Source organism: Asanoa sp. WMMD1127, from assembly GCF_029626225.1.
In the GTDB taxonomy this organism is placed as follows: Bacteria; Actinomycetota; Actinomycetes; order Mycobacteriales; family Micromonosporaceae; genus Asanoa.
Genome location: NZ_JARUBP010000001.1, coordinates 5,442,129 through 5,467,651 on the forward strand (window position 1 = coordinate 5,442,129; position 25,523 = coordinate 5,467,651).

25 protein-coding genes are annotated in these 25,523 nt (G+C 72.5%); 15 read left to right on the forward strand and 10 right to left on the reverse strand.

Translation table 11 applies throughout. The features are described from left to right. Positions 1-6: 6 nt before the first annotated feature. From O7635_RS25950 to O7635_RS25960, 3 genes are all read right to left on the reverse strand, one after another. Entirely contained in the window at positions 7-714 is a 708-nt protein-coding gene (locus tag O7635_RS25950; RefSeq protein ID WP_278083082.1) for a GNAT family N-acetyltransferase, read from the reverse strand. A gap of 87 nt (positions 715-801) precedes the next feature. Then, positions 802-1,335, reverse strand: coding sequence for a phospholipase (locus O7635_RS25955; RefSeq protein ID WP_278083083.1), 534 nt, complete (start codon positions 1,333-1,335; stop codon positions 802-804). Between the two features lie 192 nt (positions 1,336-1,527). Further along, the gene (locus O7635_RS25960; protein WP_278083084.1) at positions 1,528-2,247 is read right to left on the reverse strand and encodes an ABC transporter permease; all 720 of its coding nucleotides are present in this window, start codon (positions 2,245-2,247) and stop codon (positions 1,528-1,530) included. A gap of 60 nt (positions 2,248-2,307) precedes the next feature. Here O7635_RS25960 and O7635_RS25965 point away from each other — a divergent pair, with 60 nt between their 5' ends. After that, a complete protein-coding gene (locus tag O7635_RS25965; protein WP_278083085.1) occupies positions 2,308-2,808 on the forward strand; it encodes a DUF4395 domain-containing protein in 501 nt (166 codons plus the stop codon). A gap of 68 nt (positions 2,809-2,876) precedes the next feature. On the opposite strand, the gene speB is transcribed toward O7635_RS25965, so the two are convergent. Further along, positions 2,877-3,989, reverse strand: coding sequence for an agmatinase (gene speB / locus O7635_RS25970; RefSeq protein ID WP_278083086.1), 1,113 nt, complete (start codon positions 3,987-3,989; stop codon positions 2,877-2,879). A 125-nt stretch (positions 3,990-4,114) separates the two neighbouring features. Here speB and O7635_RS25975 point away from each other — a divergent pair, with 125 nt between their 5' ends. After that, the gene (locus O7635_RS25975) at positions 4,115-4,990 is read left to right on the forward strand and encodes a pentapeptide repeat-containing protein (RefSeq protein WP_278083087.1); all 876 of its coding nucleotides are present in this window, start codon (positions 4,115-4,117) and stop codon (positions 4,988-4,990) included. Positions 4,991-5,047: 57 nt separating this feature from the next. Here the strand turns inward: O7635_RS25975 and O7635_RS25980 are convergent, their stop codons facing one another. Continuing rightward, entirely contained in the window at positions 5,048-5,623 is a 576-nt protein-coding gene (locus tag O7635_RS25980) for a DinB family protein (protein WP_278083088.1), read from the reverse strand. A gap of 128 nt (positions 5,624-5,751) precedes the next feature. On the opposite strand from O7635_RS25980, the gene O7635_RS25985 reads away from it, so the two are divergent. Then, complete coding sequence (locus tag O7635_RS25985) at positions 5,752-6,522, forward strand: aminoglycoside phosphotransferase family protein (protein ID WP_278083089.1); 771 nt, start codon at positions 5,752-5,754, stop codon at positions 6,520-6,522. On the opposite strand, the gene O7635_RS25990 is transcribed toward O7635_RS25985, so the two are convergent. Both O7635_RS25990 and O7635_RS25995 read right to left on the reverse strand, forming a co-directional pair. Beyond that, positions 6,519-7,172, reverse strand: a complete 654-nt coding sequence (locus O7635_RS25990) for a response regulator transcription factor (protein WP_278083090.1) — start codon at positions 7,170-7,172, stop codon at positions 6,519-6,521. The two genes, O7635_RS25985 and O7635_RS25990, sit on opposite strands and share 4 nt — an antisense overlap. Then, a complete protein-coding gene (locus O7635_RS25995) occupies positions 7,169-8,338 on the reverse strand; it encodes a histidine kinase (protein WP_278083091.1) in 1,170 nt (389 codons plus the stop codon). The genes O7635_RS25990 and O7635_RS25995 overlap by 4 nt, the downstream gene beginning before the upstream one ends. 164 nt (positions 8,339-8,502) lie before the next feature. On the opposite strand from O7635_RS25995, the gene O7635_RS26000 reads away from it, so the two are divergent. The 3 genes from O7635_RS26000 to O7635_RS26010 all read left to right on the forward strand — a co-directional run bounded on the left by O7635_RS26000 (position 8,503) and on the right by O7635_RS26010 (position 12,448). Further along, positions 8,503-9,774: a hypothetical protein gene (locus tag O7635_RS26000; protein ID WP_278083092.1), complete on the forward strand. Its 1,272-nt coding sequence runs from the start codon at positions 8,503-8,505 to the stop codon at positions 9,772-9,774. 145 nt (positions 9,775-9,919) lie between these two features. Further along, a complete protein-coding gene (locus O7635_RS26005) occupies positions 9,920-12,070 on the forward strand; it encodes a sensor domain-containing diguanylate cyclase (RefSeq protein ID WP_278083093.1) in 2,151 nt (716 codons plus the stop codon). Between the two features lie 24 nt (positions 12,071-12,094). After that, positions 12,095-12,448: a DoxX family protein gene (locus O7635_RS26010; RefSeq protein WP_278083094.1), complete on the forward strand. Its 354-nt coding sequence runs from the start codon at positions 12,095-12,097 to the stop codon at positions 12,446-12,448. 57 nt (positions 12,449-12,505) lie between these two features. On the opposite strand, the gene O7635_RS26015 is transcribed toward O7635_RS26010, so the two are convergent. Then, positions 12,506-12,970 (reverse strand): hypothetical protein, encoded by a 465-nt coding sequence (locus O7635_RS26015; protein ID WP_278083095.1) that lies wholly within the window; start codon positions 12,968-12,970, stop codon positions 12,506-12,508. A gap of 42 nt (positions 12,971-13,012) precedes the next feature. Here O7635_RS26015 and O7635_RS26020 point away from each other — a divergent pair, with 42 nt between their 5' ends. Continuing rightward, positions 13,013-13,429, forward strand: a complete 417-nt coding sequence (locus tag O7635_RS26020; protein WP_278083096.1) for a hypothetical protein — start codon at positions 13,013-13,015, stop codon at positions 13,427-13,429. 3 nt (positions 13,430-13,432) lie between these two features. On the opposite strand, the gene O7635_RS26025 is transcribed toward O7635_RS26020, so the two are convergent. Next, complete coding sequence (locus O7635_RS26025) at positions 13,433-14,095, reverse strand: GntR family transcriptional regulator (protein ID WP_278083097.1); 663 nt, start codon at positions 14,093-14,095, stop codon at positions 13,433-13,435. 50 nt (positions 14,096-14,145) lie between these two features. On the opposite strand from O7635_RS26025, the gene O7635_RS26030 reads away from it, so the two are divergent. From O7635_RS26030 to O7635_RS26065, 8 genes are read left to right on the forward strand one after another with little or no spacing between them, the layout of a single operon-like run. Next, positions 14,146-14,937, forward strand: a complete 792-nt coding sequence (locus O7635_RS26030; RefSeq protein ID WP_278083098.1) for an FAD binding domain-containing protein — start codon at positions 14,146-14,148, stop codon at positions 14,935-14,937. 16 nt (positions 14,938-14,953) lie between these two features. Continuing rightward, positions 14,954-15,451 carry a (2Fe-2S)-binding protein gene (locus O7635_RS26035; RefSeq protein ID WP_278083099.1) on the forward strand — a complete coding sequence of 166 codons (498 nt, stop codon included), beginning with the start codon at positions 14,954-14,956 and terminating at the stop codon, positions 15,449-15,451. Beyond that, entirely contained in the window at positions 15,451-16,839 is a 1,389-nt protein-coding gene (locus O7635_RS26040; protein WP_278083100.1) for a molybdopterin cofactor-binding domain-containing protein, read from the forward strand. Before O7635_RS26035 ends, O7635_RS26040 begins: the two co-directional genes overlap by 1 nt. After that, on the forward strand, positions 16,836-17,852 hold the full coding sequence (locus tag O7635_RS26045) for a molybdopterin cofactor-binding domain-containing protein (RefSeq protein WP_278083101.1): 1,017 nt from the start codon (positions 16,836-16,838) through the stop codon (positions 17,850-17,852). The genes O7635_RS26040 and O7635_RS26045 overlap by 4 nt, the downstream gene beginning before the upstream one ends. Then, positions 17,849-18,718 (forward strand): MoxR family ATPase, encoded by an 870-nt coding sequence (locus tag O7635_RS26050; RefSeq protein ID WP_278083102.1) that lies wholly within the window; start codon positions 17,849-17,851, stop codon positions 18,716-18,718. The genes O7635_RS26045 and O7635_RS26050 overlap by 4 nt, the downstream gene beginning before the upstream one ends. Next, on the forward strand, positions 18,705-19,859 hold the full coding sequence (locus O7635_RS26055; protein ID WP_278083103.1) for a VWA domain-containing protein: 1,155 nt from the start codon (positions 18,705-18,707) through the stop codon (positions 19,857-19,859). The genes O7635_RS26050 and O7635_RS26055 overlap by 14 nt, the downstream gene beginning before the upstream one ends. Then, positions 19,852-20,778, forward strand: a complete 927-nt coding sequence (locus O7635_RS26060; protein WP_278083104.1) for an amidohydrolase family protein — start codon at positions 19,852-19,854, stop codon at positions 20,776-20,778. Before O7635_RS26055 ends, O7635_RS26060 begins: the two co-directional genes overlap by 8 nt. A 7-nt stretch (positions 20,779-20,785) precedes the next feature. Continuing rightward, complete coding sequence (locus O7635_RS26065; protein WP_278083105.1) at positions 20,786-21,061, forward strand: YciI family protein; 276 nt, start codon at positions 20,786-20,788, stop codon at positions 21,059-21,061. Positions 21,062-22,408: 1,347 nt separating this feature from the next. On the opposite strand, the gene O7635_RS26075 is transcribed toward O7635_RS26065, so the two are convergent. Then, positions 22,409-25,516 (reverse strand): glycoside hydrolase N-terminal domain-containing protein, encoded by a 3,108-nt coding sequence (locus O7635_RS26075; RefSeq protein WP_278083106.1) that lies wholly within the window; start codon positions 25,514-25,516, stop codon positions 22,409-22,411. Positions 25,517-25,523: the final 7 nt, after the last annotated feature.

Genomic DNA, 25,523 nt, shown 5'->3' on the forward strand with positions numbered 1-25,523 from the left:
CCTGCCCTACCCGGGACGGACCGCGGGCCGGCTGTGCCAGGTGGCGGTCACGACGGCGTGGAAGTCGAGCGACTCATAGAGCGGACGGCCGACGTCCGTCGCCATGAGAGTGAAGTCCCGGCCCGCGTGCGCGCCGATGGCCGCGGCCATGATCGCTCGGGCCATACCGCGGTGGCGATGCTCGGGCGAGGTCACCAGCCAGTAGAGACCGACCGCGGCGCCATCGTCGAACGTGTAGCCCGCCGCCGCGGGCCGGCCCTCGTGGTCGGCGAGCCAGACGCGCCAGCCGGGCACGGTCAGCACGCGGGGCGGCAGCGCGTGCGTGCGGACCAGCGGACGGTACAGCGACAGCGGAAACCCCTCGACGATGAGCCGCTCCGCCACGGCGAGTTCATCCTCGTCGGTGACCTGCCGCACGCGTACGCCGGTCGTGGGCGGGGTCGGCGCGGTCGCGGGCCGGACCATCACCGGCATCCGCAGCATCCGGGCGCCGACGTCGGACGCGGCGCCGAACACGTCCTCCACCACGACGCCCTTGTCGGCGGGCGCACCGTCCAGCAGCGTGGTCAGCACGTGGGTGGGGGCTGGCCGCTTCAGGAGGATCCTGGTGACCGTGGGCAGCTCGGCCCGCACGTGGTCGGCGCCGTTCGTTGCCTCGGGTTGGAGCGCGCACCACATCGCCGAGGCGTTCCTGAGGTAGACGACGACCGACACCCCGGCGATCTTAGCGCTGTTACACGCGACTTCAGGCGCCGGTCGAACCGGTGGGCCCACCGCGCGGCGCGGTGGGCCCGTCGTCCGTCAGACGAGCGCGTCCTGGCGGCGTTGCTCGGCCACCTGGGCGGCGAACCGGTCCAGGTCGGCCTGGCTGACGGCGACCTTGCCGAAGGTCCGCACGGCCTGGTAATAGGTCCAGGCGAGGCCGTCACAGATCGGCTTCCAGCCGGAGCTGTAGGTGGCGCACACCCGCTTGAGGTCCTCGTAGAACGCACTGTCCAAACGCGACTTGTTGGCGCTGAACCGGCCCATCGCCTTGTAGTTGCGGTAGCCGAAGTCGTGCCGGTAGCAGGAGAGCTCGAACGTGAACCCGAACGGGTTGTCGGGGCTCGTCGAGCAGTAGTCGGTGGACCAGTCGAAGTTGTAGGCCTGCCAGGGGCCACGGTTGACCCGGGCCGCGTTCCACGAGTTGTAGCTGGCGGCGCTGGTCTGGGTGAAGCTCGACAGCACGGCGAGCTTCTCGGTGGTGGTGACGGCGGCGGCGGGCGAGGCGAGGCCGAGCGTGATGAGCAGGGCCAGGCCGGTGGCGGAGAGCAGGGACAGCAACCTACGAGGCATGGGGTGGTTACCTCCGGGCAAGGCGCGGCGGGCCGCGGGGCGACACCTCGGCGGTGACCGAGGTGATCCACCCATGGTGGAACGCCACCGTGAGAAATGTAAATACATGAATGTAAGCCGCGAGGACTCGTATGCGGCCGAGCACGCCCTCGGCGCGGGTTGGGCGGTGCGGGAGGCGCTCGGCGGCTGACGTCAGTGGCGGATGGCGCCCCGGGCGATCAGCTCGACGGTCAGCACCGCGGCGATCGTTTCCACGGCCAGCAGGCCGACGAGGACCAGCAGTTGTGCGGCGCCGGCCTCGACGGGGCTCGCGCCGCCGAGAAGCACGCCGACGAACGCGCCAGGGAGAGTGACCAGGCCGACCGTGCGGGTCTGGTCCAGGGCGGGCACCAAGGCTTCGGCCGCGCTCGGGCGGCACAGCTCCAGCGCCGCGTCGCGGTCGGTGAAGCCGAGCGCGAGGGCGGCTTCGAGCTCACCGCGGCGCGTACGCAATGTCTCCAGGGCCCGCCGACCCGCCAGCGACGTCGCGGTCATCGCGCCGCCGATCAGGATGCCGGCGATGGGTACCACGGCGATCGGCGTGCGCGGGACCGTGCCGGTGACCAGGATCAGGGCCAGGACGGGTGCCGTGCCGGCGAGGATCGGCACGGCGACGGTGGGGGAGCGGCGGCCCAGCCGGCCGCCGGAGGTGAACGCCGCGATGGTCAGCATCGAGGCCACGAACACGGCAGTCAGGCCCCACGACCGCAGCACGGCAACGATCAGCAGGGAGATCGCCGCGAGCTGGACGACCGCGCGGAGGCTCGCCACGACCACGGACCGTGACACGTGCAGGCGGGCGAGCGCCGCGACGAGGGCGGCCACGCCGATCAGGGTGGCCAGCACGAACGCGTACGCGACCGAGGGTGTCACCACCCGGGAATACAACCACGGTCTTGTCGACAATCCCTATCGGGCGAGTAGGCTGGCGGCGTGTGGCGCGACCTGTTCAGTTTTCCCAACCCGGTCAACGAGGTCTCCGCGCGGCTCGTCGCCGGCGGGGTCGTCCTCATGGCCGTCGCGACGCTCGTCTTCGACCTGCGCTGGCTGACGGTCGTCATCGCCTACGGCTTCCTCGCCCGCGTCGCTACCGGACCGACCCTCTCGCCGCTCGGCCAGCTGGTCACCCGGGTCGTCACGCCCCGGCTGCCGGTCGCGGCCAAGCCGGTGCCGGGCCCGCCCAAGCGGTTCGCCCAGGGCATCGGCGCGGTCCTCACCACCACGGCCGCGGTGCTGTGGGTCGGGTTCGGCCTGGCCACCGCGGGCAAGATCCTGATCGGCCTGGTCGTCGTGGCGGCGACGCTCGAGTCCGTGTTCGCGTTCTGCGTCGGCTGCGCCATCTTCGCCGCGCTGATGCGCGCCAACCTGGTGCCCGACTCGGTCTGCACGGAGTGCGCCGACATCACACTGCGCCAACGCGCCGCCGTGCCCTGAGCGCCGCGCCGCGGGCCTTGAGCGCCGCGCCGCGGGCCTTGAACGCCGAGATGCGTCGAGCGCCGCCGTCAAGTCGACGACCGGCGGCGGCCCAGGTGACCGTGTTCCACGAGAGTGGCGAGGGTGTCCATGATGACGCGGGCGCCTAGCTGGGACGTGCCGTCGGCCACGTCGTACGGCGGCGCGATCTCGACGACGTCCATGCCGATCAGGCCCTCCCGGGCGACGGTGCGCACGGCCCGCAGCGCCTCCCGTGGCGTCATGCCGCCGGGCTCGGGTGTGCCGGTGCCGGGCGCGTACCCGGGGTCGATGACGTCGATGTCGAACGACAGGTAGACGGCGTCGGCGTCCTGCCACGCGATCTCCAGCGCGATCTCCATCGCGCGGTCGATGCCGAGCTCGTCGACGTCGAACATGCTGATGACCGTCGTGTCGATGTCGTCGGCGACGTGTACGCCCGAGTGGTTGCCGATCCAGCCGCCGATGCCGATCTGCACCAGGTTGGCCGGTGGGACGTTCGGCAGCCGCGTCGCGTGGGACCAGTGCGTGGTGTGCATCCGCTCGTCCATTGTGGTCACCGCCGTGTCGATGTGACGGTCGAAGTGGATGATGCCGAGGCGACCGTCGACGTGGGCGGCCAGCGCCGTGGCGTCCGGGAGGCCGATGCTGTGGTCGCCGCCGACGATGACCGGGAACGCGCCGGCGTCGAGGATGTGTCGCACGCCGAGCTCGACCTGGTTGAAGGTCTTCTCGATGTTCGACGGGATGACGAAGATGTCACCGGCGTCGCCGATGCTGATCTCCTCGAGCAGATCCATGCCCAGATCGGGGCTGTAGGAGTCGTAGAGCGCCGAGATGCGCCGCACCGCCTGCGGACCGAACCGGGCGCCGCTGCGATAGGTGGTGCCCATGTCGAACGGCGCGCCCACAAACGCCACGTCGTAGCCCCCGATGTCACGCACGTTCTCTACGTACGGCGATTTCAGGAAGGTGTTGATGCCGGCGAACATCGGATCCAGCGAGCGGGAGAACAGCGAGATGTCGCGGTCGTTGATCGACGGGGCGGCCGGCAGGCCCAGGTCGAGGCTGCGGTCGATGAGCTCGCGCCGCTTGGTCTCCGGCACGTCACGCAACCGGCGGCGGGCCCGCATTCCGGACAGGTTCTCGCGGTCGGCGGTCATCGGGACACCTCCATGGCTCGTCGCCCCGGCAGTGTCGTCCGCGCTCCAGCCTAGCGACCGGCCGGCGGGCACACGGCGGAATCGGCGATTGCGGCGGCGCCCCTCGGCGGCCTAGGTTCATCGACGTGCCTCGCCGGGATGTGGTCGACCGCTGGTGCACCAACGACGGCTCGGCGCTGGCCCGCGAGATCCTGCGGCGGCTGGCCGGCGGCGGCCCACTGCACGACCTCGGACTGCCCGTCGTCGACGGCCTGCTCGACCTTCGCGGCCTGCCGGCCGGCGGCCTCGACGCGACCGGCGGCGAGGTCGTCGACGCTGACCTGCGCCACTGCTCGCTGTCCCACGCGCACGTGGCGGGCGTCAGCTGGCGGGGGTGCCGCTTCGACGGCGCCGACCTGTCCCGGGCCGTCCTCACCGGCGGCGGCCTGACGAACTCCAGCCTGCGGCGCGCCGACCTGCGCGAGGCCCTGGTCGTCGACTCGGTGTGGAACGCGGTCGAACTGACCGGCGCGAGAACCCGTTATCTGCACGCCGAACGGACCACGTTCACCGGCACCGCGTTCCCGGGGCTGGCCAAGGTCGAGTTCACCGGCTGCGCCTTCGACGCGTGCCGGTTCACGGGTCCGCTGCACGACGTGCGGTTCCTCGGCCGGGTCGACCCCGGCCTGCTGCGCGACGTCACGTTCGAGTCGAGCGACGTGCGGTGGGCCGAGTTCGACGGCGTCGAGTTCGACCGCGTGACGTTTCCGGACGACGGCGCGCTGATCGTCGTACCCGCCGGGTTCCGGGCCGTCGCCGAACGCGCCGGCATGCTGTCGCTGGAGCGCCGCGACGAGGTCGGGAAGGCCTTCCGCAGCCTGCTTTCCCGAGAGTCGCTGCGCCCCGGCCTGTCCGCGACCGCCGGTTGGGCCATCGCCCGCCACGACCTGGTCGACGGCGACCCGCACGGCGAGGAGCTGGCCGACTTCGCCGCGCGGATGCTCGCCCAGGCGCAACGCTGACGCGTCAGGAGACCGCGAGCTCGCCGAGCAACGACGGGAACTTGGCGGTAATGAAGATCATCCGACTGCTTCTCTGGCGGCTGCCTCGATCCTCGCACAGTGCGCTTCGCGGGCCGCGGCGTCGACCACGTGCGCGTACGCGGGCGTCACCCCCGTCCGCCCGTCGAGCTGCTCGCGCAGGATGTCGGCGTGCCCGGCGTGCCGGCTGGTCTCGTTGAGCACGTGCACCATGACGTTGAACAGCTTGACGTCGGGCCGCGGCCACCAGGGCACGTGTCCGGGCGCGTCGACGGGCAGGGCGTCGATGGTCGCGTCGGTGTGCGCGCCCACGGCCGCGTAGAGCGCCAGGATCCCGGCCCGCGTCTCGTGCGCGGCGACCCAGTGCTCGTCCTGCCACGCGCCCGGGTCGTTCCACAGCGGCACCGGTCCGGGGAACGGCCGACCGAAGACCTCGCCGAGATAGCGGGCGTCCGCGTACGCCTTGTGCTTGACCAGACCCAGCAGGTTGGTGCCGGTCACCGTCAACGGGCGGCGGACGTCGTAGTCGGACAGGCCGTCGAGCTTCCAGACCAGCGCCTCGCGCAGGGTACGCAGCTCGTGGTGCAGATAGTCTTTCGCGAACTCGTCGAACATGGCTGGCAGCTTTCCAGACCGGGTCAACCCGTCGCTTGACAGTCGCCCCCGAGTAGTTCAGATTCGTCCAGTGCGGGAAGGGTAACGAGCTGGCGTGGGTCCAGGCTCAGCTCGGTGACATTCGGGCCGTGCGGTCGCTGCACGGCGGCGAGAGTCCATGGTGGATCGTCGGGCCCCGCTTCGCCGTCGTCCTCCGGTCGCCGAGCAGCCGGATCACGCCGGAGCAGGTCGCGACGAACGCGGCGGCGCTCACCGTCGCCGAGGCGCACGGGCTGCCGGCCCCCCGCCTGCTCGCGGCCGAGCTCGACGACGGCGCACCGCGTACGCTCGAAACGGTGCTGCCCGGCACCAGCACCTGGCCCACCGCGCCCTCCACCGCGCTGTTCCTGGCCGCCGGCGCCGCGATCGCCCAGGTGCACGCCGTCGCGCTCGACCCGCGGCCGCACCTCCCGATGCGGCCACGCCCGATCGCGGTCGACGACTTCGCCCGCGACCGCCGCCTCGGACTGATGCCCACCACCCCGCTGCTGGAGCGCGCTGACGAGGTGGTCCAGCGGATGGCGGCCCCGGCGGCGCCGAAAGGCTTCGTGCACGGCGATGTGTGGCCCGGCAACACGTTGCGCATGGGCATCCGCGTGCGCGCCCTCATCGACTGGAAGACCGCCGGCGTCGGCAACGCGGGCGTGGACCTGGGCGAGCTGCGGAAGCAGGTCGCCATCCTGTACGACGACGACGCGCCCCGACACGTCCTCGCCGGCTGGGAACGGGCGAGCGGCCGGCGGGCCGACGACCTCGCCTACTGGGACGCGGTGGCCGCCCTCAACACCCCCGACTCCTGGAGCCCGCACGTCACCCGCCGCCGCGACGACTTCCTCCGCGCCGCGTTGGCCGACCTCTAACTCTCGCCGGGCCGCACCACGCCGTGCTCGTAGCACCAGATGATGACCTGCGCCCGGTCCCGCAGGTCGAGCTTCATCAGGATGCGCGCCACATGCGTCTTCACCGTGGCGTCACCGAGCTCCAGTCGCCGTCCGATCTCGACATTGGACAGTCCGCGGGCCAGCAGCGGGAGCACCTCGCGCTCGCGCGGCGTCAGCCGGTCGAGCGCCGCCGGTGCGGCCGGCGCCGGCTGGCGGGTGAAGGCGGCGATCACCCGGGTCGTCACCGCCGGGTCGAGCAGCGACGCGCCCCCCGCCACGACCCGGATCGCGTTGACCAGCTGCTCGGGCGGGGAGACCTTGAGGAGAAAGCCGCTCGCGCCGGCCCGCAGCGCGGCATACAGGTTCTCGTCGCTGTCGAAGGTGGTGAGCACGATGACCCGCGGCGGGTCCGGGATCGAGGCGAGCTTTGCCGCGGCCGTCACGCCGTCCATGCGCGGCATCGCGAGGTCCAGCAGCACCACGTCGGGAGCGGTGCGCCGGGCGACGGCCAGCGCGTCGACGCCGTCGCCCGCCTCGCCGACGACCACGATGTCGGGCTCGGTCTCCAGCACCATCCGCAGCCCGGCCCGGATCATCGCCTGGTCGTCGGCGATCGCCACGCGGATCACGCGGTGACCGCCGCGGCCCGCGCGACGGCGGTGCGGGCCGGCACGGGCAGGACAGCGGTGACGCGGAACCCGCCGCCGGGCAGCGGTTCGGCCGCCAGGGTGCCACCGAACATCGCGGCGCGTTCGCGCATCCCGACGATGCCGTGCCCCGCGCCGGCCGGTCCTGCCGCCGCCTGGCCGTCGCCCGCGTCCGTCACCGTCACGGACAGCACGTCGGGCCCGTGCGCGATCGCCACCTCGGCCCGGTCGGCGCCCGAATGCTTGAGCACGTTGGTCAACGCCTCCTGGACGATCCGGTACGCGGACAGGTCCAGGCTCGGCGGCAGCGCCGGGATGGGCCCTCCGTCGACCGTCACCCGCACCGCGACGCCGGCCTCCGCGAGCTGGGCGACCAGGTCGTCGAGCCGGCCCAGCCCCGGTTGCGCGTCCAGGCCGGGCCCGGCGCCGCCGCGCAGCAGCCCCAGCGTCCGGCGCAGCTCGGCCACGGCGTCGCGGCCCGCGTCCTCGACGCCCGCGAGCAGATCGCGTTCGGCCTGCTGCGCGGGGTCCAGCCGCCGGCGGACGACGCCGGCCTGCAGCACCATCACCGTCACGCTGTGGGCCACGATGTCGTGCAGCTCCCGCGCGATCCGGGCCCGTTCGTCGGCCAGCGTCTCGCGGAACCGCAGCGCCGCCGCGGTGGCCACGGCCGCGTTGCGCTCGGCGATGCGGCGGGCCTGGATCTGCAGCAGCAGCCCGGACACCCACGCCGCAAGCAGATAGCCGACCGTCGCGACGTAGTCGGAGCGCATCGCCATGTCCTGGAAGACCAGGAAGACGACCGAGCCGGCGACGACGGCCACCGCGCCGAGCCGGCGCCACAGCGGGTCGCGGTCGGGGCCGCTCAGGATGATCTCGCGGCCGATCGTGTGCATGCCGACGAGTATGCAGAACGCCTGCCAGACCCGGTAGTTGTCGATCGACACCGGCATCAGCAGCGTCTGCAGCACGACGACGTCGACCACCAACGTGCCCAGCGGCGCCGCCCGCCGCAGCAGCACGAGCGCCGCCGCGAACCCGAGCCGGGCCCACCACCACGAGAGCCGCTCGGGCGCGGAGAGCTCCTCGGCGAGGCCGATCGTCACGAACACGACAGCGACCACCACGTCGACCCGCCGGACCACCATTTTCACGAGGGTACGGACGGTCCTCCGGCCCAGCGCCCCTCCCGCGGCGGACCACCCGTCCCCCGTGCGGCGGACGGCGCCCGACGGCGATGAGGACGACCGGTGGCCGGCGGTGCGCATACGGTCCCGTCGCTCCGGCAGGTCGCCGGAGGAGGGGGAGAACCATGAACGCACCGACACTCCTGCGCCGCCGGGCCGGCCTCGTCTGCCTGGCCGTCGCACCCATGCTGCTGCTGCTCGCGACCGCCGCCGACCCAGGCCTCGGGGAGGGGGCCTGGGACCGGATGGTCGCCGCCGACCCGGACGGCGCCGTGCTGCACACCGTCCTGCTCCACTGGGCGTACGTCCTGTTCGTGCCCGGCTTCCTCGCGGTGCTCGGCCCGATCCGCGCTCGGGGACGCGTGCCGGCCACGATCGCCTGGGCGGCGACGCTGTGCGGGCTGGCGACGTTCGCCGGCCTGGTGCTCACCGACGTCACCGCGATCGCGGTCGCCGCCACCGTCGCGCCGGAGACGTTCGCGTCGTTCGAGGCGCGCGTCGACACGTACACCTGGATGTCGGTGGGTTGGCAGCTGCCCGGCCTGGTCGGTTGGGTGCTGGCCTTCGTGCTCACGCCGATCGCCGCGGTGCGCGCGCGCCTGACCGGATGGTGGTACGCGGTCGCGGCGCTCGCCGGCTTCGGGCTCTACTTCCTGTTCGCGATCTCGCCGGTGCCGCTGTCACTGACCGGCCCGGCGCTGCTGAGCGTGGCCAACGTCGTCCTGGCGATCCGGCTCTGGCGCGACCCGGCGCTGGCCGGCGAGGCCCCGGCCTGGCGGGCGACCGCGGGCGCGGTGTGCCTGGTCGCGGCGCCCGTCGCACTGGCCGTCGGCGTGCTGACGATGCCGGGCACGGCGACCCGGATCGACCCGTTCCACACGGCGCCGGACGTGGCCCAGGCGAGCGCCTTCTTCCTGCACCTGGGCTGGCTGCTGTTCGTGCCGGGCGTCCTGGCGGTGACGCGGCGGATCGCGGGCCGTTTCGGTCTGGTGGCCGGCGGGGTCGCGGTGCTGGGCCTGCTCCACTGGAACGGGCTGATGATCGGCGACTATCTGGGTTTGGCCGTGGAACAGACACTCGATCCCGCGACCCAGGACCAGGTGACGGCGGCGGCGGACGGCTACGCGCTGTTCGCGCTGGCGGTTGCGCTGCCGGCGATGATCGGCGCCCTGCTGGGGCTGATCCTGGTCCCGCTGGCCGCGGCCCGCGCGGGCCTGACCCGCTGGTGGGCCCCGGCCCTGGCGGCGCTCGGCGTGGCCGCCTTCCTGATGCTCACCACCGGCCGCCTGACCGGCCTGCTCGCGCCGGCCCTGCTCCTGGCCGCTTACGGCCCGCTGGCCTGGAGTTTGCGTGCGTCACGCACCGCGCCGCCGGCCGTGGTGCCCGCGGCGGCGTGACCCTCCGGGGGCGGGGATCGAGATCCCGCCCCCGCCAACCTCGCTGGCCTCGTTCGTCCCAGCGGACTCGGGCCTATACGACCTTTCGGTCTTAACCGTTATGGTGGGCGTCTGGTCTTCCGAAGCATCGAAGCGGAGACAGGTGGTGGGGTCGGGCAGGGCAGTCGGCTGGTACACCGGGTGGATCGGGCTCCTGACTGCCGTCTACCTCGTGGTCCGGGTGCCGATCGCGGACGCGGCGCTGTGGGGAGTGATCGCCCTCAGCGGCGTCGTCGCCATGGCGCTCGGCATCGTCCGCAACCGCCCCGCCCGGCGCAGACCGTGGTTGGTGCTGACCGCCGGCACGCTGCTGCTCGGCGTGGGCGACACGACCTCGCTCGTCCTGCGGGCCGTGGGCGCGCCGCGGGACATACAGCCGCTCGCTCTCGACGCCGTTTACTTCGTCATGTTCTGCGCCTATGTGGTCGGGCTGTTGGCCCTGTCGCGGTCCGGCGTACGCGAGCGCGACCGGGCCGGGCTGCTCGACGCCGTGACGTTGACGATCGGCGTGGGGCTGTTCGTGTGGCTCTTCCTCGCCGCGCCGCGGCTCGACGCGGCCAACGATTCCGCCGTGGACATCGTGGGCGCCGGCGCTTACCCGATCGGGATCCTGCTGCTCGTCGCCTTCACCGTGCGGCTGGGGTGGCGGCGGCCGTCGGCGGCGCTGCTCAGCGCGGGCATCTACGCGCTGGCCATCGGCGAGTTCATCTACCTGACCAAGCTCCTCGACGGCCGGTCGAGCACCGCATCCGGGGTCGACGTGTTCTGGAGCCTGTTCTACGTCGCGTGGGGCGCGGCGGCGCTGCATCCGTCGATGGCCAGGCTCGGCCTGCGGCGGGAGGGGAGCGAGGCCAGCAACGGCCCGCAGCGGCTGGCCCTGCTGTCGTCGTGCGCCCTGGTGCCGAGCGGCCTGCTCATCGGCATGGCCGTCAGCCACCACGTGCGTGACCTGATCGTCGTCGGCGTCGGTGGCGCGTTGATGGGCGCCATGGTGCTGGTCCGCCTGTTCCTGGTGCTCCGACAGCAGCGCCAGGCGCTGGCCCGTGAGCGGCAGGTGCGCCGGGCGGGCGCCCGCATGCTGGCCGCGACGACGACCGGTGAGCTCGAAGCCGTCGTACGCGACACCGTCGCGCACCTGATGCCGTCGGTGCCGCACCGGGCGGTGCTCTCGGTGGACGACCCGCCGGCCCCGGCCGCGTACCCCGCGGTGCGGCGTTTTCCGCTCGTGGCCAACGAGTCCGATCGGCAGGCGCTCGGCACGCTGCTCGTCGCCGGGCCCCGGCAGGCGCTCCAGCGGGTCGAGGGCGCGCTCGAGATCCTCGCCGTGCAGACGGCGCTCGCGCTCACCCGGGCCCGCCTCACGGAGCAGATCGCCCAGCGCGACGCCGAGGTCTATTTCCGGACCCTGGTGCAGCACTCCTCCGACCTCATCGTGATCATCGACGAGCGCGGGACCATCCGGTACAGCAGCCCGTCGGCCGGCCAGGCGCTCGGACCGCGTGCCGCCGAGGGCCGCCAGCTCATCGACGTGGTGTGCGCCGACGAGCGCGCCACAGCCGGCCAGGTGCTCGCCCGGCTGACCGGCGGCGAGGCGGTGCCCGACCACTTCGAGTGGACGGTGCGGGGTGCGGCCGGCGCGCCGGTCCGCGTGTCGGCGTCCTGGCAGGACCTCCGCGACGACCCGACCGTCGGCGGGTTCGTGCTCACGCTCCGCGACGTCACCGAGCAGCGGCGGCTGGAGGCGGAGCTGCGCTACCGGGCCGACCACGACCCGCTGACCGGCCTGGCCAACCGCGCGACGTTCAACGAGGAGGCCGACCGCGCCCAGCTGGGCGACGCGCTCGCCGCCGTGCTCTTCGTCGACCTCGACGACTTCAAGGAGATCAACGACACCCGCGGCCACCTGGCCGGTGACCAGGTGCTGCAGGAGCTCGCCGCCCGCCTCGCCGCCGCCGTGGGCGAGGGCGACCTGCCGGCCCGCCTGGGCGGCGACGAGTTCGCGGTGCTGATGCGCGACGCCGGCGACGTGAGCCGGGTCGACGACCTGGCCCGCACGGTGGTACGCGAGCTAAGCCGGCCGATGGCCCTCGGCCGCGACCGGGTCGACGTGTCGTGCAGCGTGGGCGCCGCGACCACGCTCGACAGCGCCCCGGGCTGCCTGATGCGGGACGCGGACCGCGCCCTCTACCTGGCCAAGCAGGACGGCAAGCGCCAGTGGCGGCGGCACCGGCGAGCGCGGACCGGCGTTCGCGGGTGACCGGCTTCTGCCATCCTGTGAGTGATGTTCGTCCTCGTGGTCCTGTGCTCGCTGGCGCTCGCGCTCGCGCTGGCGGCGTCCGCCGTGCGCAAGGCCCGCTCCGCCCGGACGTCGGTGGCGCTGCGTGACCGGCTCGGCGTACCGCCGGCGGTGTGGTCGGGTGTCGCCGTCCCAGAGGCTGTCGCGGCCGCCGGCCTCGTCGCCGGGCTGTGCTTCCCGCCGCTGGGCATCGCCGCGGCGGCCGGGGTCGTGCTGCTGATGGCCGCGGCGGTGCTGGTCCACCTCGGCGCCGGCGTGCGGGGGGTGGCGCTGGCCCCGCCGGTCGGCGTGTCCGCGCTCGCGGTCCTGGTCGTGGTGCTGCACCTGGCCAACACCTGATCTCTTGGCGGCAACCCGGCGGGCCGGCCCGGCTGCTCGCGGGCGGCCGAAGTCGGGTCAACTGGCGCGTCGCCGGCGGCTGGGATCGAGGGCGGCCAGGGCGGCGCTGAACTCGTCCGGCGGCAGGACGATGTGGTTGCCGCTGCGGGCAGCGGCGCGGGAGCCGCGCCGCCAGACCGGGGTGGGGATGTCGCGGTGCGGCTCGCGGGCGGTGACCCAGATCTGCCACGCGTCGTAGCCGTCCGCCGGCCCCGCCCACACACGCTCCACCCGCGCCCAGGGCACCACAGAGGTCCGCCAGTGCGACCGGACCTTGATGCCGTCCTCGCCGACGTAGATGCCGATCAGCATGCTCCGCCAGACCACGACCTGCCACAGCGCCGCGAACGGGACGGCGACAACCGCCCACCCGATGTCGCTGAACACGCCGCAGAGGGGCAGGAGACCCACGACCGACCAGGCCGCGGCCGCCACGAAGCGCGGGTTGTCGGACTCACCGTCGACCCGCTCCCACACCGGCATGGCCGGGAGCGTAGATCGGCCCCGCCACCTACGGTCAGGTGTGTGAGCCGGCGGGCGAAGGGCGATACGTTCGAGTCCGAAGTGGAGCGGCAGTTCGGGCCGGTGGCCGCGCGGTTCGGGCTGACCGGGCCGACGGCCGGTGGGTTCGTGCTGCCCACGGTCGCCTGGGCCGCCGGGACGCTGGCCTACACCTGGATGCTCGACGACGAGGACCAGGCTGTCATGGTGAGCGCTGGCCTCGACGTCCCGGAAGGGCGGCTGGCCACCTTCGTGGCCGACCTGGTGCCCGCGCTCGGCCTGGGCAAGCCGCAGGACGTGCGGACCTCGGCGCGGACCTGGCACAGCCTGCGCCAGGCGGTCGCGTCCCATGTCGAGTGGATCGCGCGGCTGCATCCGGACCTGTCCGGCGACGACGCGCGCGCCACCCTCGAGCGCGCCGCCGCGCGGCTGCGCCGATAGGCGCTACGGGAAGCGGACCGTGCGGGCGGCGCCGTGCATGTCGTGGGGGAGGTCGGCATAGGCCCACTGGTGGGCGCGGGTGTGCAGGCAGGCCGCCTCCACGTCGCCCGTGGCAAGGATGTCCAACAGCGCGGCGTGCTCGTCGGCGACGTCCGTCAGTTGCGGCTTCGTGACGACCAGGGCGATCGCCGTGCGGGCCTCGATCTGCAGCGCCTCCCACGCCCGTTCCAGGAGGCGGTTGCTGCTGGCCACGACCACCCGGCGGTGGAAGCGCGTGCTGGCCAGCCCCATGCCTCGGACGTCGTCGGCTGACGCCGAACGCCGCATGTCCGCCACGTCGCCCCGCATCGCGTCGAGGGGGAGGCGCTGGTTGAGCATCGCCAGCCGGGTCGCCGCCTCTTCCAGGGCCGCGCGGACCACGTACGCCTCGCGGATCGTCTGTTCGACGAACGGCACCACGATCCGGCCGCGGCGGGGGCGGCTCTCGACCAGGCCGAGGCCTTCGAGCTCCCGGAGGGCCTCGCGGACGGGGGCCTGGCTCGTGCCGAAGTCCGCGGCGATCTTCGTCTCGATCAGCCGCTCGCCGGGCGTGAGCCGCCCCGAGACGATCAGCTCGACCAGCCCATCGCGGATGTTCTCGCTGAGCGTCGGCTTGTTGACCCGCATGTGAACGATCGTATACGTTCATTATCGATATCGATAAAAAGGGGCCGCGCATGCTGACCGAGGTTCATGTCCCTGCCGACGTAACCACCGCGGTGGGCCTCATCGCCGCAGGTGGCAAGGCCCTGGGTGGCGGCACGAGCCTGCTGCCGTGGCTCAACGACTACGCCTCGCCGCCTACCGAGCTCGTCAGCCTGCGCCGCGCCGGGCTGGGGGAGATCCACCTCGTCGGCGACACGGTGACGATCGGCGCCGCGGCGACGCTGGCCCAGGTCGAGCACGACCCGAGACTCGACTTCCTCAACCCGGTCGTACGCTCGATCGCCTCGGTCCCGGTCCGCAACCTCGCCACGGTCGGCGGCAACCTGTTCGCGCACCAGCCGCACGGCGACCTCGCCGTCGCCCTGGTCGCCCTCGACGCCCGCGCGACCGTGCGGAGCCGGGACGGCGCCCGTGAGGCGCCGGTCGACGAGCTGACGGCCGGCCACGGCCTCGTCACCGCGGTCACCTTCGCCAAGCCGGCCCCCGGCACCTTCCGCTACCTGAAGGCGTCCCGCCGCGTCTGGAACTCCGCGTCCATCGTCACGGTCGCCGCGACCATCACGGAAACGGCCGGCAGCGTCACGCTCGCCCGCGTCGCCCTCGGCGGCGTCGCCCCGACCGTCGTCCGCGCCCCCGCCGTCGAGGCCGCGCTCACCGGGCAGCCCCTCACCGCCGAGACCGTCGCCGCGGCCGCCGAGCGAGGGCTCGCCGACATCGCGCCGGCCGACGACGCCTACGCCTCCGCGTGGTACCGCACGCGCGTCTTCCCCGTCCACCTCCGCCGAGCCCTGCTCGGCCACTGACCGCGAGCGAGGCGCCATGCCGGTGCGGATCGTCAATCTCAAAGTCAACGGCGTCGAACAGGCCCTCATGGTCAAGCCGGACACGACGCTGCTGCTCGCCCTGCGGGAGCGGCTCGGCCTGACGGGCGCCAAGCGCGGGTGCGCGCAGGGCGCCTGCGGCTCGTGCACCGTCCTGCTCGACGGGGCACCCGTCGTCTCCTGCCTCGTCCCCGCGGTCACGGTCGACGGCGCCGACGTCGCGACCGTCGAAGGGCTCGCCGACGGGCCGCGGCTCAGCGACGTCCAGCAGGCCTTCCTCGACGGCTTCGCCACGCAGTGCGGCTTCTGCACGCCCGGCATGATCATGTCGGCCGAGGCGCTGCTGGCCCGCAACCCGGACCCGACCCGGGACGAGGTCAACGAGGCGATCAGCGGCAACGTCTGCCGGTGCACCGGCTACGCACCCATCGTCGACGCCATCCTCGACGCCGCCCAGCGGCGCCGCGCCCGCACGCAGACGGAGGCGACGTCCTGATGCCCAAGACGAACCCGATCGACCCTGACTACTTCAAGGACGAGCGCGGCACCGCGCCGTTCTCCGTCATCGGCACCACCGTCCCGCGCTCCGACGCGCTCGGCCACGTCACCGGCCGCACCGAGTACTTCGAGGACCGGACCTTCCCCAACCTGGCCCACCTCAAGATCCACCGTTCGCCGCACCACCACGCCCGCATCGACAGCGTCGACTGCTCCGACGCGCTCCAGGTCCCCGGCGTGCTGCGCGTCATCACCCACCAGGACGTGCCGGCCAACTGGTACACGGTCCTGCGGCTCATCGGCATCGGCCCCGACGACGAACCGGTCCTGGCCGAGGACCGCGTGCTCTACAAGGGAGAGCCGATCGTCGCCGTGGTCGCCGACTCGGAGGCCGCCGCGCTCGAAGGCGCCAGCCGCGTCAAGGTGACCTACACCGAGCTGCCCGCCGTCCTCGACGTCGAGGAGGCGCTGGCCCCGGACGCCCCGATCATCAAGCAGTCCGGCACCAACTACTTCGTGTACGAAGGCCACCACGCCCGCCGGATCCGGTTCGGCGACGTGGAGGAGGGTTTCGCCCAGGCCGACCGCATCTTCGACTGGCGCTACAGCTCCGCCCCGATCGAGCACGCGCCGACCGAGACGACCGGCTGCATCGTCGTGCCGCAGCCCAGTGGCCGGCTGCTCATCCACAGCAACACCCAGGCCGCGTTCTTCACCCTCGACAACACCGCGCTGATCCTCGACCGGGCGCCGACCGACCTGCAGGTCAAGGGCGGCACCGTCGGCGGCGGCTTCGGCGGCAAGGTCGACGTGATGGTCGAGCCCCTCGCGTGCATCGCGGCCACGCTCACCAACCGGCCCGTGAAGTTCGTCTACACGCGCGAGGAGGAGATGCAGGTCTCGTCGCCCCGGGCGGCCGAGCGCATCTACATCAAGGACGGTGTCATGAACGACGGCCGGATCGTCGCGCGCAAGATCATGCTCTATGTGGACGCCGGCGCGTACTCCCGGCACTCGCCCTATGGCGCCACCAAGGCGGCCGCGCACCTGCCGGGGCCCTACACGATCCCGCACGTCTACGCCGACACCCACTGCGTCTACACCAACCGCACGCCGTCGAGCGCCATGCGCGGCTTCGGGGTCACCATCGCCGACTTCGCCATCGAGTCGCAAATGGACAGGGTGGCGCGGGAGCTGGGCCTGGACCCGCTGGAGTTCCGCCTGATCAACGCCTACCGCGACGGCGACATGAAGGCCCACCGCAAGGTCGCGTCCGGGACCGCGCTCATCGAGGTCATCCAGCGGGCGGCCGAGCTGGTCGGGCACGAGCTGCCGGAGAGCTGCCGCGCCCTGTCGTCGTCCACCCCGAGAGGAGCCGGAGCATGACCCTGCTGCGCGGCCGCGGCTACGCCTCGGTCAACTACCCCACGGGCATGAACCTCGGTGGCGACCCGTCCCAGGCGCTCATCCACGCCACCACCATGGGCGGCTTCGTGGTCAGCCTGTCCTCGGTCGACCTCGGCCAGGGTCTCAAGACCGTCGTCGCCCAGTGCGCGGCCGAGACCCTGGGCATCCCGATGGACAACGTCATCATCGACACCGCCGACACCGACACCGGACCACACTGCATGGGTACGTTCGCCAGCCGCGGCACCCACCGCATCGGCAACGCGGTCATCATGGCCGCCCGCGAGGCCCGTGAGGTGATGCTCCAGGTGGCGGCCGACGAGCTCGAGGTCGACGCCGGTGACCTGGAGACCGACGGCTCCGGCTACGTGCTGGTCAAGGGCGCCCCGGCGAAGAAGATCCACATCTCGGACGTCGCGCTGGCCGCCCACTTCAAGCAGGGCCGGACCATCTCCGGTCGCGGCATGTACCTCAAGGAGCGCAGCTACCCCGTCCCCGAGACCGGCGAGATGGACCCGGACTCGTGCCAGGCCCACGCCTGCACGGTGGCCGAGGTCGAGGTCGACGACGAGACCGGCGTGGTCACCGTGCTGCGCCTCTGGAACACCTACGAGATCGGCCGCGCCCTCAACCCCGCGATGGTCGCCCAACAGGTCGAGGGCGGCGCCTGGATGGGCGTCTCGCACGCCGTCTTCGAGTCGACCGAGCCCTACTACCCGGCGTCCCGGGCCCACGGACCGGTCGACTTCTCGGAATACCTGATGCCGGGCCCCGGCGAGAGCCCTGCCCAGACCAGCGTCATCCTGGAACGCCCGAGCGCCAACGGGCCGTTCGGCGCCAAGGGCATCGGCGAGATGACCGCCAACGCGCCGATCCCCGCGATCGCCAACGCCATCTTCGACGCCTGCGGCGTGCGCCTGACCACGATGCCGTTCACCCCGGAGTCCGTCCTGCGTGGACTCGACGCGCTGCGCGCCGAGACGACACCGTGACGCTGCTCGACCACGAGACGTTCAGCCGGCAGCTGCGCGAGCGGAACTACTTCGCCGACGACGGCCTGCTGACCGCCATCCGCCTGGCCATCGCCCTCGAGCGGCCGTTACTGCTGGAGGGCGAACCCGGCGTCGGCAAGACCCAGGTGGCGTACGTGCTGGCCGACGCGCTGGCCCGCGAGCTGATCCGGGTGCAGTGCTACGAGGGCATCGACGTGTCCCAGGTGCTCTACGAGTGGGACTACCTCAAACAGCTGCTGCGCCTGCGGTCCGCCGAGGTCGAGGGCGGCGCGGTCGGTGACCTCTACGCCGACGAGTTCGTCATCGAACGCCCGCTCCTGCGCGCCCTGCGCAGCGCCGCCGGCGCCGTGCTGCTCGTCGACGAGATCGACCGGGCCGACAGCGAGTTCGAGGCGTTCCTGCTCGAGTTCCTCGACAGCTTCCAGATCACCATCCCGGAGCTCGGCACCGTCACCGCCGCCGTGCCACCCCTGGTCGTGCTCACCTCCAACCGCACCCGCGAGCTGCACGACGCGCTCAAGCGCCGCTGCCTCTACCACTGGATTCCCTTCCCGGACGCCGCACGCGAGCGCGCCATCGTCGAGGCGCAGACGCCGGGCCTGCCCGCCCGCAGCGCCGAACGCCTCGTGCGGTCGGTCAACGTCATCCGCTCGCTGGGCCCGATGAAGCGCCCCGGCATCGCCGAGTCGATCGCCTGGGCGCAGGGTTCGCTCGCGCTGGCCGACGAGGGCGCGGACTGGGACGAGGCGCTGCGCGCGTCGCTGGGGCTGCTGCTCAAAAACGAGGAGGACGGCGCCCTCGTCGCCGCGCACGCCACCGAGGTCTTCGCCGATGACGACCGTTGACCCACGACTCGTCGCGCGCACCGAGGACCACCTCTTCCGGTTCCTGCGGGCCCTGCACGACCACGGCGTACGCGTCCCCGCCAACAAGCAAACGTCGTTCTTCGCGGGCATCGACGCGCTGGCGCCGTCCACCACGGGCCAGCTCTACTGGGTCGGCGCCGCGACGCTGGTCACCTCGGAACCCGACCTCCAGGTCTACGAGGCGGTGTTCCAGCGGTTCTTCGGCGCGGCGGCCGACGCGCTGGTGGTCGGTGACGAGCCCACGGCCGGCGACACGGAGGACGAGCCCACCGGCACGCCGGGGGAGAGCCCGACCGACGACCTGGCCGTCGCGGAGGCCGGCGGGGCCGGGCTGGCAGCCGCCCGGGTCAGTCCCGACCGCGTCCGCCGGTTCGCGTCCACCGGGCCCCGGGCGCACGACCTGATGCGGCAGCTCGGCCACGAGCTCCCGCACGCGCTGCCGAACACCCGGTCCCGGCGTCGCCAGTCCGGCGGCGCCCGCCAACGCCTCGACCTGCGGGCCGTGTTCCTCGACTCCCGGCGCACCTACGGCGAGATCACCCGGCTGCACTGGCGCCACCGGCCGCCGCGCCCGCGCCGGGTGCTCGTACTCGTCGACGTCTCGGGTTCGATGAAGCAGCACAGCGCCGACTATCTCCGCTTCGCGCACGCGGTGGTCGCGACCTGTCCCCGGGCCGAGGTCTTCACCTTCGGCACCCGGCTGACCCGGGTCACGGCGGCGCTGAGACGGTCCGATGTGGACGAGGCGTTGGCCGGGCTGGCGCAGCTCGTGCTCGACGCCGACGGCGGCACGCTGATCGGCCCGAGCCTGCGGGCGTTCCTCGACAACACGCACCACACGGCGATGGCCCGCGGCGCCCTCGTGCTCGTGCTCTCCGACGGCCTCGAACGCGGCGACGCCACCGCGATGGTCGCCGCCGTCCGCCGGCTGTCGCTGCTCGGCCACCGGCTCTGCTGGTGGTCGCCGCTCGCCTGTGACCCCGGCTACCGGCCGGTGACCCGCGGCATGGCGGCCGTGCTCGGCCACCTCGACGCGCTCACCGGCGTCCAGGACCTCGACACCGCGCTCACCGCGGTCCGCGCGAAGTTCGCGACACAGCGAAGGGGAGGACATGGCTGACTACGCGGGCGACATCGTCGACGCCCACCACCACGTCTGGCGGCAGGCCGACATGCCGTGGCTGTCCGGGCCGATGGTGCCGCGCATCTTCGGCCCCTACGAGCCGATCCGGCGTGACTACCTCATCGACGAGTACGTCGCGGACGCACGGTCGGCCGGCATCGGCGCCTCGGTCTACGTGCAGCCGAACTGGCCGCTGGACCGCGTGGTCGACGAGGTCCGCTGGATCGCCGACCTGCACGAGCGCACCGGCTGGCCGATGGCGATGGTGGCCTGCGCCGACCTGTTCGCACCGGAGGCCGTCGAGGTCATGCGGGCCCAGCAGGCGATCAGCCCCCTCGTCGTCGGCGTCCGCCTCCAGCTGCACTGGCACGAACGCCCCGAGTTCCGCTTCGCCGAAGGCCCGGACCGGATGAAGGACCCGGTGTTCAACGACAACATCGCGGCGCTGCGCGACCTCGGCTGGCTCTTCGAGCTCCAGGTCTTCGCCGGCCAGATGCCCGACGCCGCCGCGTTCGTCGCCGACCACCCCGAGGTCCAGTTCGTGCTCGTCCACGCGGGAATGCTCGTCGACCGCACCGACGCCGACGAGGTCGCGCAGTGGCGGGCGGGGCTGCGGTCACTGGCCGCCCATTCCCACGTCGCCGTCAAGCTGACCGGCCAGGGCACCTTCGTGCACCGCGTCGACGCCGACCTCAACCGGTTCGTCGCCGACGAGGTGCTCGGCGAGTTCGGCGCCGACCGGGCGATGTTCGGCACGAACCTCCCGGTCGAGAAGCTGTGGACGACGGCGGCCGAGCTGACCGACGCGTGGCGGCAGGCCCTGCGCCACCGCACCGCCGACGAACAGGCCGACGTGTTCTCCCGCACCGCCCGGCGGGTCTACCGCCTCGACGACCCCGCAACCCACGAAAGGTGACACCCCGATGGCCCACTTCCTCCTGACGTACGGCTACAACGACACCCCGCTGCGCGCCGAGCGCCGCCCCGACCACCTGGAGCACCTCGCCAAGCTCAAGGCCGACGGCGCGCTCCTGCTCGCGGGCCCCCTCGCCGACCTCAGCGGCGGCGTCATCGTGCTGGTCGCCGACGACCTGGCGGCGGCGCAGGCGCTGGTGGAGCAGGACCCCTACACCCGGCACGACGTGACCAAGGACCGGCAGCTCCAGGAGTGGAAGATCACCGTCGGCCTGCCCGCCTGACCGGCGCGGCGCCGCCCGGCCCGCGGCGACGCGCCGCTGGCCGGGCGACGACCGCCTCTAGACGATTTACTTCGAGTCGTCGGCCGGTCTGTGGCCGGCCGTGTGAACGGCGCACCCAAGATCATGTGGGCTGGATCTGTTGTCCGGGTTGGTGTCCTCATGGTCATGTGCAGCGCAGCGGTGAACCTGACGGCGTGCCGCACCGACCTGATGCACACGATCGTCCACCGGCCCTCGTGCTTACCGGATCCCGCGCACAGGATCAACGAGACTGGTGTCGACCGGCCCTCGAGCCCCTGCGGAACCGCCCCTTGCCTGGCCCCCCTTTGCGCCGCACCCCTGCGGGTATCGGCCTCGGCGGGGCTCCCCCAACCACCAACTGCCACCGCCGCCGCCCGCCCGGGCACGGTCGCTGGGTGGGGTGGGTCACGGTCGCCGCACCGGGCAGCACCGTCGCCGAGTCGGCGGTATCAGGAGCAGGCCCGCACGCACGGCACCACGGTGAGCGAGAGCTCTTCGATGTCCAGCTCCCTTACCCACCCGTCGATCCAGGTAAAGAAATGTCGCTATGGCAGCATTCTTTTACCTAGATCTCCACCGGTCGTGCCCATAGCGGCGTGGCGGACGCGACACGCCGCTACCCGCCGACCCCGGCCTTGGAATAGATCTTCTAGAGTCTGGCCCGGCGTTGGTTGGCGCCGCCGTGGCAGGTCCACAGGATGACTGCCGAGCCGTTGTCGGTGGCGCCGCCGTTGACGTCCAGGACAAGCCGGTCTGGCCGCTGCTGATCGTGCAGTCGCCGTTGAACATCCAGCGCTGGTGGCGCCGCGTGGCAGTCCCAGATCTGCAGCCGGTCCGGTGCCGGCGTGCTGCCGCCGAACTGTGCGAAGAACCTTCACGCCTCGCCGTTGGTCCAGGTCCGCGCGCCGTCCCACAGCCGGAGCAGCCGTCCACCGGGCCCGGCCCGTGTCCTCCGTCGAACGCGGCCCCTGCACCGGGTACCCCGTTGCGCACGAGCAGGCGGTGGTGACGTGTGACCCGCTGCCCGGGGGTCTGCGCGCGCAACCGTGGTCGCGCACGAACGTGTCGCGCAGCGACCGTCTCATTGGAGATGGGCAGGACGTTGTCGGAGGTCCCGTGGATTCCGAAGTAGGCGATGGCTGCGTGCCCCCGCCGCATCCGCTCAGCTGCGCACCGGCCTACACGGCGACCGCGCGGAATAGGTCGGCCCGGGCACACGCGATCGCGTAGCTCATGTCGCCCCCGTAGCCGAAGCCCATGGCGGAGCGTCGACGCAGCAGGCGAGGCGACGTCGTTCATGGTCCCACCACGTCAATGGAAGGCGCCCTAGACAAAGGTCACCCTCCATTGCAGATTGGTGCTGCCGTCCCAGGGCCACTGTTTCAGCGTCGACCCGGACGCGACGTTGCCGCCGCTGTCGAGGGCCAGGCCGGTGGTCCGGTTGGCGATCCGGAAGCGGCCGTCGCCGAGGTGGACGAGCTGCCATTGCTGGTTGGCGCCGCCGTTCCAGGCCGCCTGGCGGGCGGGCGATCCATTCGCGGTGGCGCCCCACCCGTCGACGACCATGCCGTTGGCCCGGTTGACGATGCGGTAGTAGCCGCTGCCCAGCTCGACCAGCTGCCACTGCGTGTTGGTGCTGGAGTTCGAGGCCCACAGCACCAGGTTCGCTCCCGACGTCACGGCGCCACCGCTGTCGACCACCAGGCCGTTGGTGACGTTGACGAGCCGCACGTAGCGGGACGGGGCGAACGTGACCCGCGCCGAGGCGATCGCGTCGTTGTTGCCGGTGGTCCGCAGGTCGGCGTTGTCCGTCGGAAAGGTCCAGCTGGTGCCGGTGAGGTTGTCGTTGGCGTAGCCGACGACCTGGTACCCGGCTGTCACCCGCAGCGATGAGGTCGCTCGCGGCCCGATGCCGGCGGCCCGCAGCTGTGCGGCCGGGTAGTCGCCGACCGCGAGCGCCGCCCCGGCGCCCGCGTAGTTCACGTCGGGGTAGAGCACCGCGGTCCCCGAGACGGGCGGCTGGGCCGCCGCGGTCACCCGGTAGGTCCGGCCGGCCAGAACCGGAATGGCGATGACGTCGCCCTCCGGTCGGGTGACCGGAACGGCCGCGCCGTCGGAGGTGACCTGGAACGCGCCGGTGAAGACCCGGCCGCGGACGTTGACGGTGCCGGCGCGGTCGGCCCGGATGAGGACCTCGGTCGCCTGGCCGGCGGTCCAGGTGATGCCCACGGTGTAGCCACCGCGGCCACGGAGCCCCTGCACGCTGCCGGTCGGCCAGGCGGCCGGCAGCGCCGGCAACACGTGCAGCTCGCCGGCGTGGCTCTGCAGCAGCATCTCGGCGATGCCCGACGTGGCGCCGAAGTTGCCGTCGATCTGGAACGGCGGGTGCAGGTCGAACATGTTGGGCGCGAGCCGGGCCGGGGTGACCAGCAGGCGGAGGAGGTCGTGCGCGCGGCCGCCTTCCTCCATCCGGGCCCAGTAGTTGATCTTCCAGGCGAGGGACCAGCCGGTGCCGTCGTCACCGCGCAGCTCGAGCGTGCGTCGCGCGGCGTTGAACAGCGACGGCGTGCCGCGCTTGGTGATCTGGTTGCTGGGGTGCAGCCCGTAGAGGTGTGAGACGTGCCGGTGGTTCGTCTCCGGCTCGGTCCAGTCGTAGAGCCACTCCATGATGTTGCCGCGGGCGCCGACCCGCATGGGCGGCAGCCGGTCGCGGGTCGCCAGGACCCTGGTCCGGAAGTCGGCGTCCACACCGAGCACCTGGCTGGCCTGGGCGCAGGCGTTGAACAGGTCCCGCAGGATCTGGTTGTCCATGGTGGGGCCGGCGCAGACGCTGACGCCGGAGTGGTGCGCCAGCTCCGGCGAGTTCGACGGGTTGGTCACCAGGTAACCGAGTGTCGGCTCGGGCACCAGCGTGTCGAGGAAGAACTGGGCCGCGCCCTTGAGGGCGGGATAGTACTGGCGCAGGAAGTCGAGGTCGTCGGTGAAGCGGTAGTGGTCCCAGATCAGCGTGGCGAGCCAGGCGCCACCGGTCTGCCACATGCCCCACAGCGCGCCGTCGACGACCGAGCTGCCGCGCCAGCCGTCGGTGTTGTGGTGGGTCACCCACCCGCCGGCGCCGTACTGGACCTGGGCCGTGCGGGCGCCCGTCACCGTCAGGTCGCTGATCATCCGGAACACCGGCTCGAAGCACTCGGCCAGGTTCGTCGTGTCCGCCGGCCAGTAGTTCATCGGCAGGTTGGCGTTGATCGTGTATTTCGAGTCCCACGCGGGCGCCAGCGAGTCGTTCCAGATGCCCTGCAGGTTGGCCGGCTGGGTGCCGGGCCGCGACGACGAGATCAGTAGATAACGGCCGTACTGGAACAGCAGCGCCGAGAACTGGGGGTCGTTCGTGCCGGCGTGCTGCGAGATGCGCACGTCGGTCGGCTGGTCGGCCGCGGCCGTGCGGCCCAGGTCGAGCGTCGTCCGGCCGAAGAGAGCCTGGTAGTCGGCGACGTGTCGGCTGCGCAGCTGGTCCCAGGTGCGGGCCTGGGCGGCGTCGAGGTGTCGCCGCGCGATGCCCTGGTAGTCACCGCTCACGTTGGCGTGGTTCACGTAGCTGGTGCCGATGGAGATCAGCAGCGTCACGCTGGTGGCGTTGGTGACCGTGAGCGTGCCCCCGGAGCTGCTGGCGCTGCCGCCGGTGACGACGGCGCGAGCCAACGCCAGGAAGCGGACCCGGCCGGTGACGCCCTCCATGTCGCCGGTGACGCCGTCGATGCCGATCGTCGCACCGTCCGGACTGGACACCGTGGTGCGCTGCGGGCTGTCGAACCGCGCCGAGAACGTGACGGCGCCGGCCCGGTCCGCGGTCAGCCGCACGGCGATCACCTGGTCCGGCGCGCTGGCGAAGGCCTCGCGGTTGATCCGGACACCGTTCTGGAGGTACGACACCGCGGTGGTCGCCGTCGTCAGGTCCAGGTGGCGGGAGTAGTCCGAGACCCCGCCTCCGCTGGGGAACGTCAGCCGCAGGTTGCCCACGGTCTGGTAGGCCAGCTGCCCCGCCGGCCGGCCGAGCATGGCCTGGTCGACGAGGCTCTGCGCCTGGCCCCACTGGTTGGCGAACACCAGCCGCCGGATCTCCGGCAGCGCCGCGGCGCCCCGCGTGTTGCTGGAGTCGTAGGGCCCGCCGGCCCAGACCGTGTCCTCGTTGAGCTGCAGCCGCTCGACGTCGACGTTGCCGAACACCATCGCGCCGAGGCGCCCGTTGCCGAGCGGCAGGGCCCGCAGCCAGTCGGTGCCGGCGCTCTCGTCGTACCAGAGGGCCAGGTCGTTGACCGCGCGGACCGCGACGGGCGCGGCGGACGCGGGGCGGGGCCGAGCGAGCCAGGGCAGCGCCGCGGCGCCGGCGCCGGCCGCGCCGAGCTGCAGCACTCGCCTCCGGGTCAGGTCAGACATGCGATCT

What these genes read in the sequence shown, in the direction of transcription:
- O7635_RS25955 (WP_278083083.1), bottom strand. Translation starts at nt 1,335, where the DNA reads ATGCCTCGTAGGTTGCTGTCCCTGCTCTCCGCCACCGGCCTGGCCCTG.
- speB (WP_278083086.1), bottom strand. Translation starts at nt 3,989, where the DNA reads ATGACCGCCGACCGCGAGAACCTGTCCGGAATGCGGGCCCGCCGCCGG.
- O7635_RS25980 (WP_278083088.1), bottom strand. Translation starts at nt 5,623, where the DNA reads ATGTTCGACGAGTTCGCGAAAGACTATCTGCACCACGAGCTGCGTACC.
- O7635_RS25995 (WP_278083091.1), bottom strand. Translation starts at nt 8,338, where the DNA reads ATGGTGGTCCGGCGGGTCGACGTGGTGGTCGCTGTCGTGTTCGTGACG.
- O7635_RS26000 (WP_278083092.1), top strand. Translation starts at nt 8,503, where the DNA reads ATGAACGCACCGACACTCCTGCGCCGCCGGGCCGGCCTCGTCTGCCTG.
- O7635_RS26010 (WP_278083094.1), top strand. Translation starts at nt 12,095, where the DNA reads ATGTTCGTCCTCGTGGTCCTGTGCTCGCTGGCGCTCGCGCTCGCGCTG.
- O7635_RS26015 (WP_278083095.1), bottom strand. Translation starts at nt 12,970, where the DNA reads ATGCCGGTGTGGGAGCGGGTCGACGGTGAGTCCGACAACCCGCGCTTC.
- O7635_RS26025 (WP_278083097.1), bottom strand. Translation starts at nt 14,095, where the DNA reads ATGCGGGTCAACAAGCCGACGCTCAGCGAGAACATCCGCGATGGGCTG.
- O7635_RS26030 (WP_278083098.1), top strand. Translation starts at nt 14,146, where the DNA reads ATGCTGACCGAGGTTCATGTCCCTGCCGACGTAACCACCGCGGTGGGC.
- O7635_RS26035 (WP_278083099.1), top strand. Translation starts at nt 14,954, where the DNA reads ATGCCGGTGCGGATCGTCAATCTCAAAGTCAACGGCGTCGAACAGGCC.
- O7635_RS26040 (WP_278083100.1), top strand. Translation starts at nt 15,451, where the DNA reads ATGCCCAAGACGAACCCGATCGACCCTGACTACTTCAAGGACGAGCGC.
- O7635_RS26045 (WP_278083101.1), top strand. Translation starts at nt 16,836, where the DNA reads ATGACCCTGCTGCGCGGCCGCGGCTACGCCTCGGTCAACTACCCCACG.
- O7635_RS26055 (WP_278083103.1), top strand. Translation starts at nt 18,705, where the DNA reads ATGACGACCGTTGACCCACGACTCGTCGCGCGCACCGAGGACCACCTC.
- O7635_RS26060 (WP_278083104.1), top strand. Translation starts at nt 19,852, where the DNA reads ATGGCTGACTACGCGGGCGACATCGTCGACGCCCACCACCACGTCTGG.
- O7635_RS26065 (WP_278083105.1), top strand. Translation starts at nt 20,786, where the DNA reads ATGGCCCACTTCCTCCTGACGTACGGCTACAACGACACCCCGCTGCGC.
- O7635_RS26075 (WP_278083106.1), bottom strand. Translation starts at nt 25,516, where the DNA reads ATGTCTGACCTGACCCGGAGGCGAGTGCTGCAGCTCGGCGCGGCCGGC.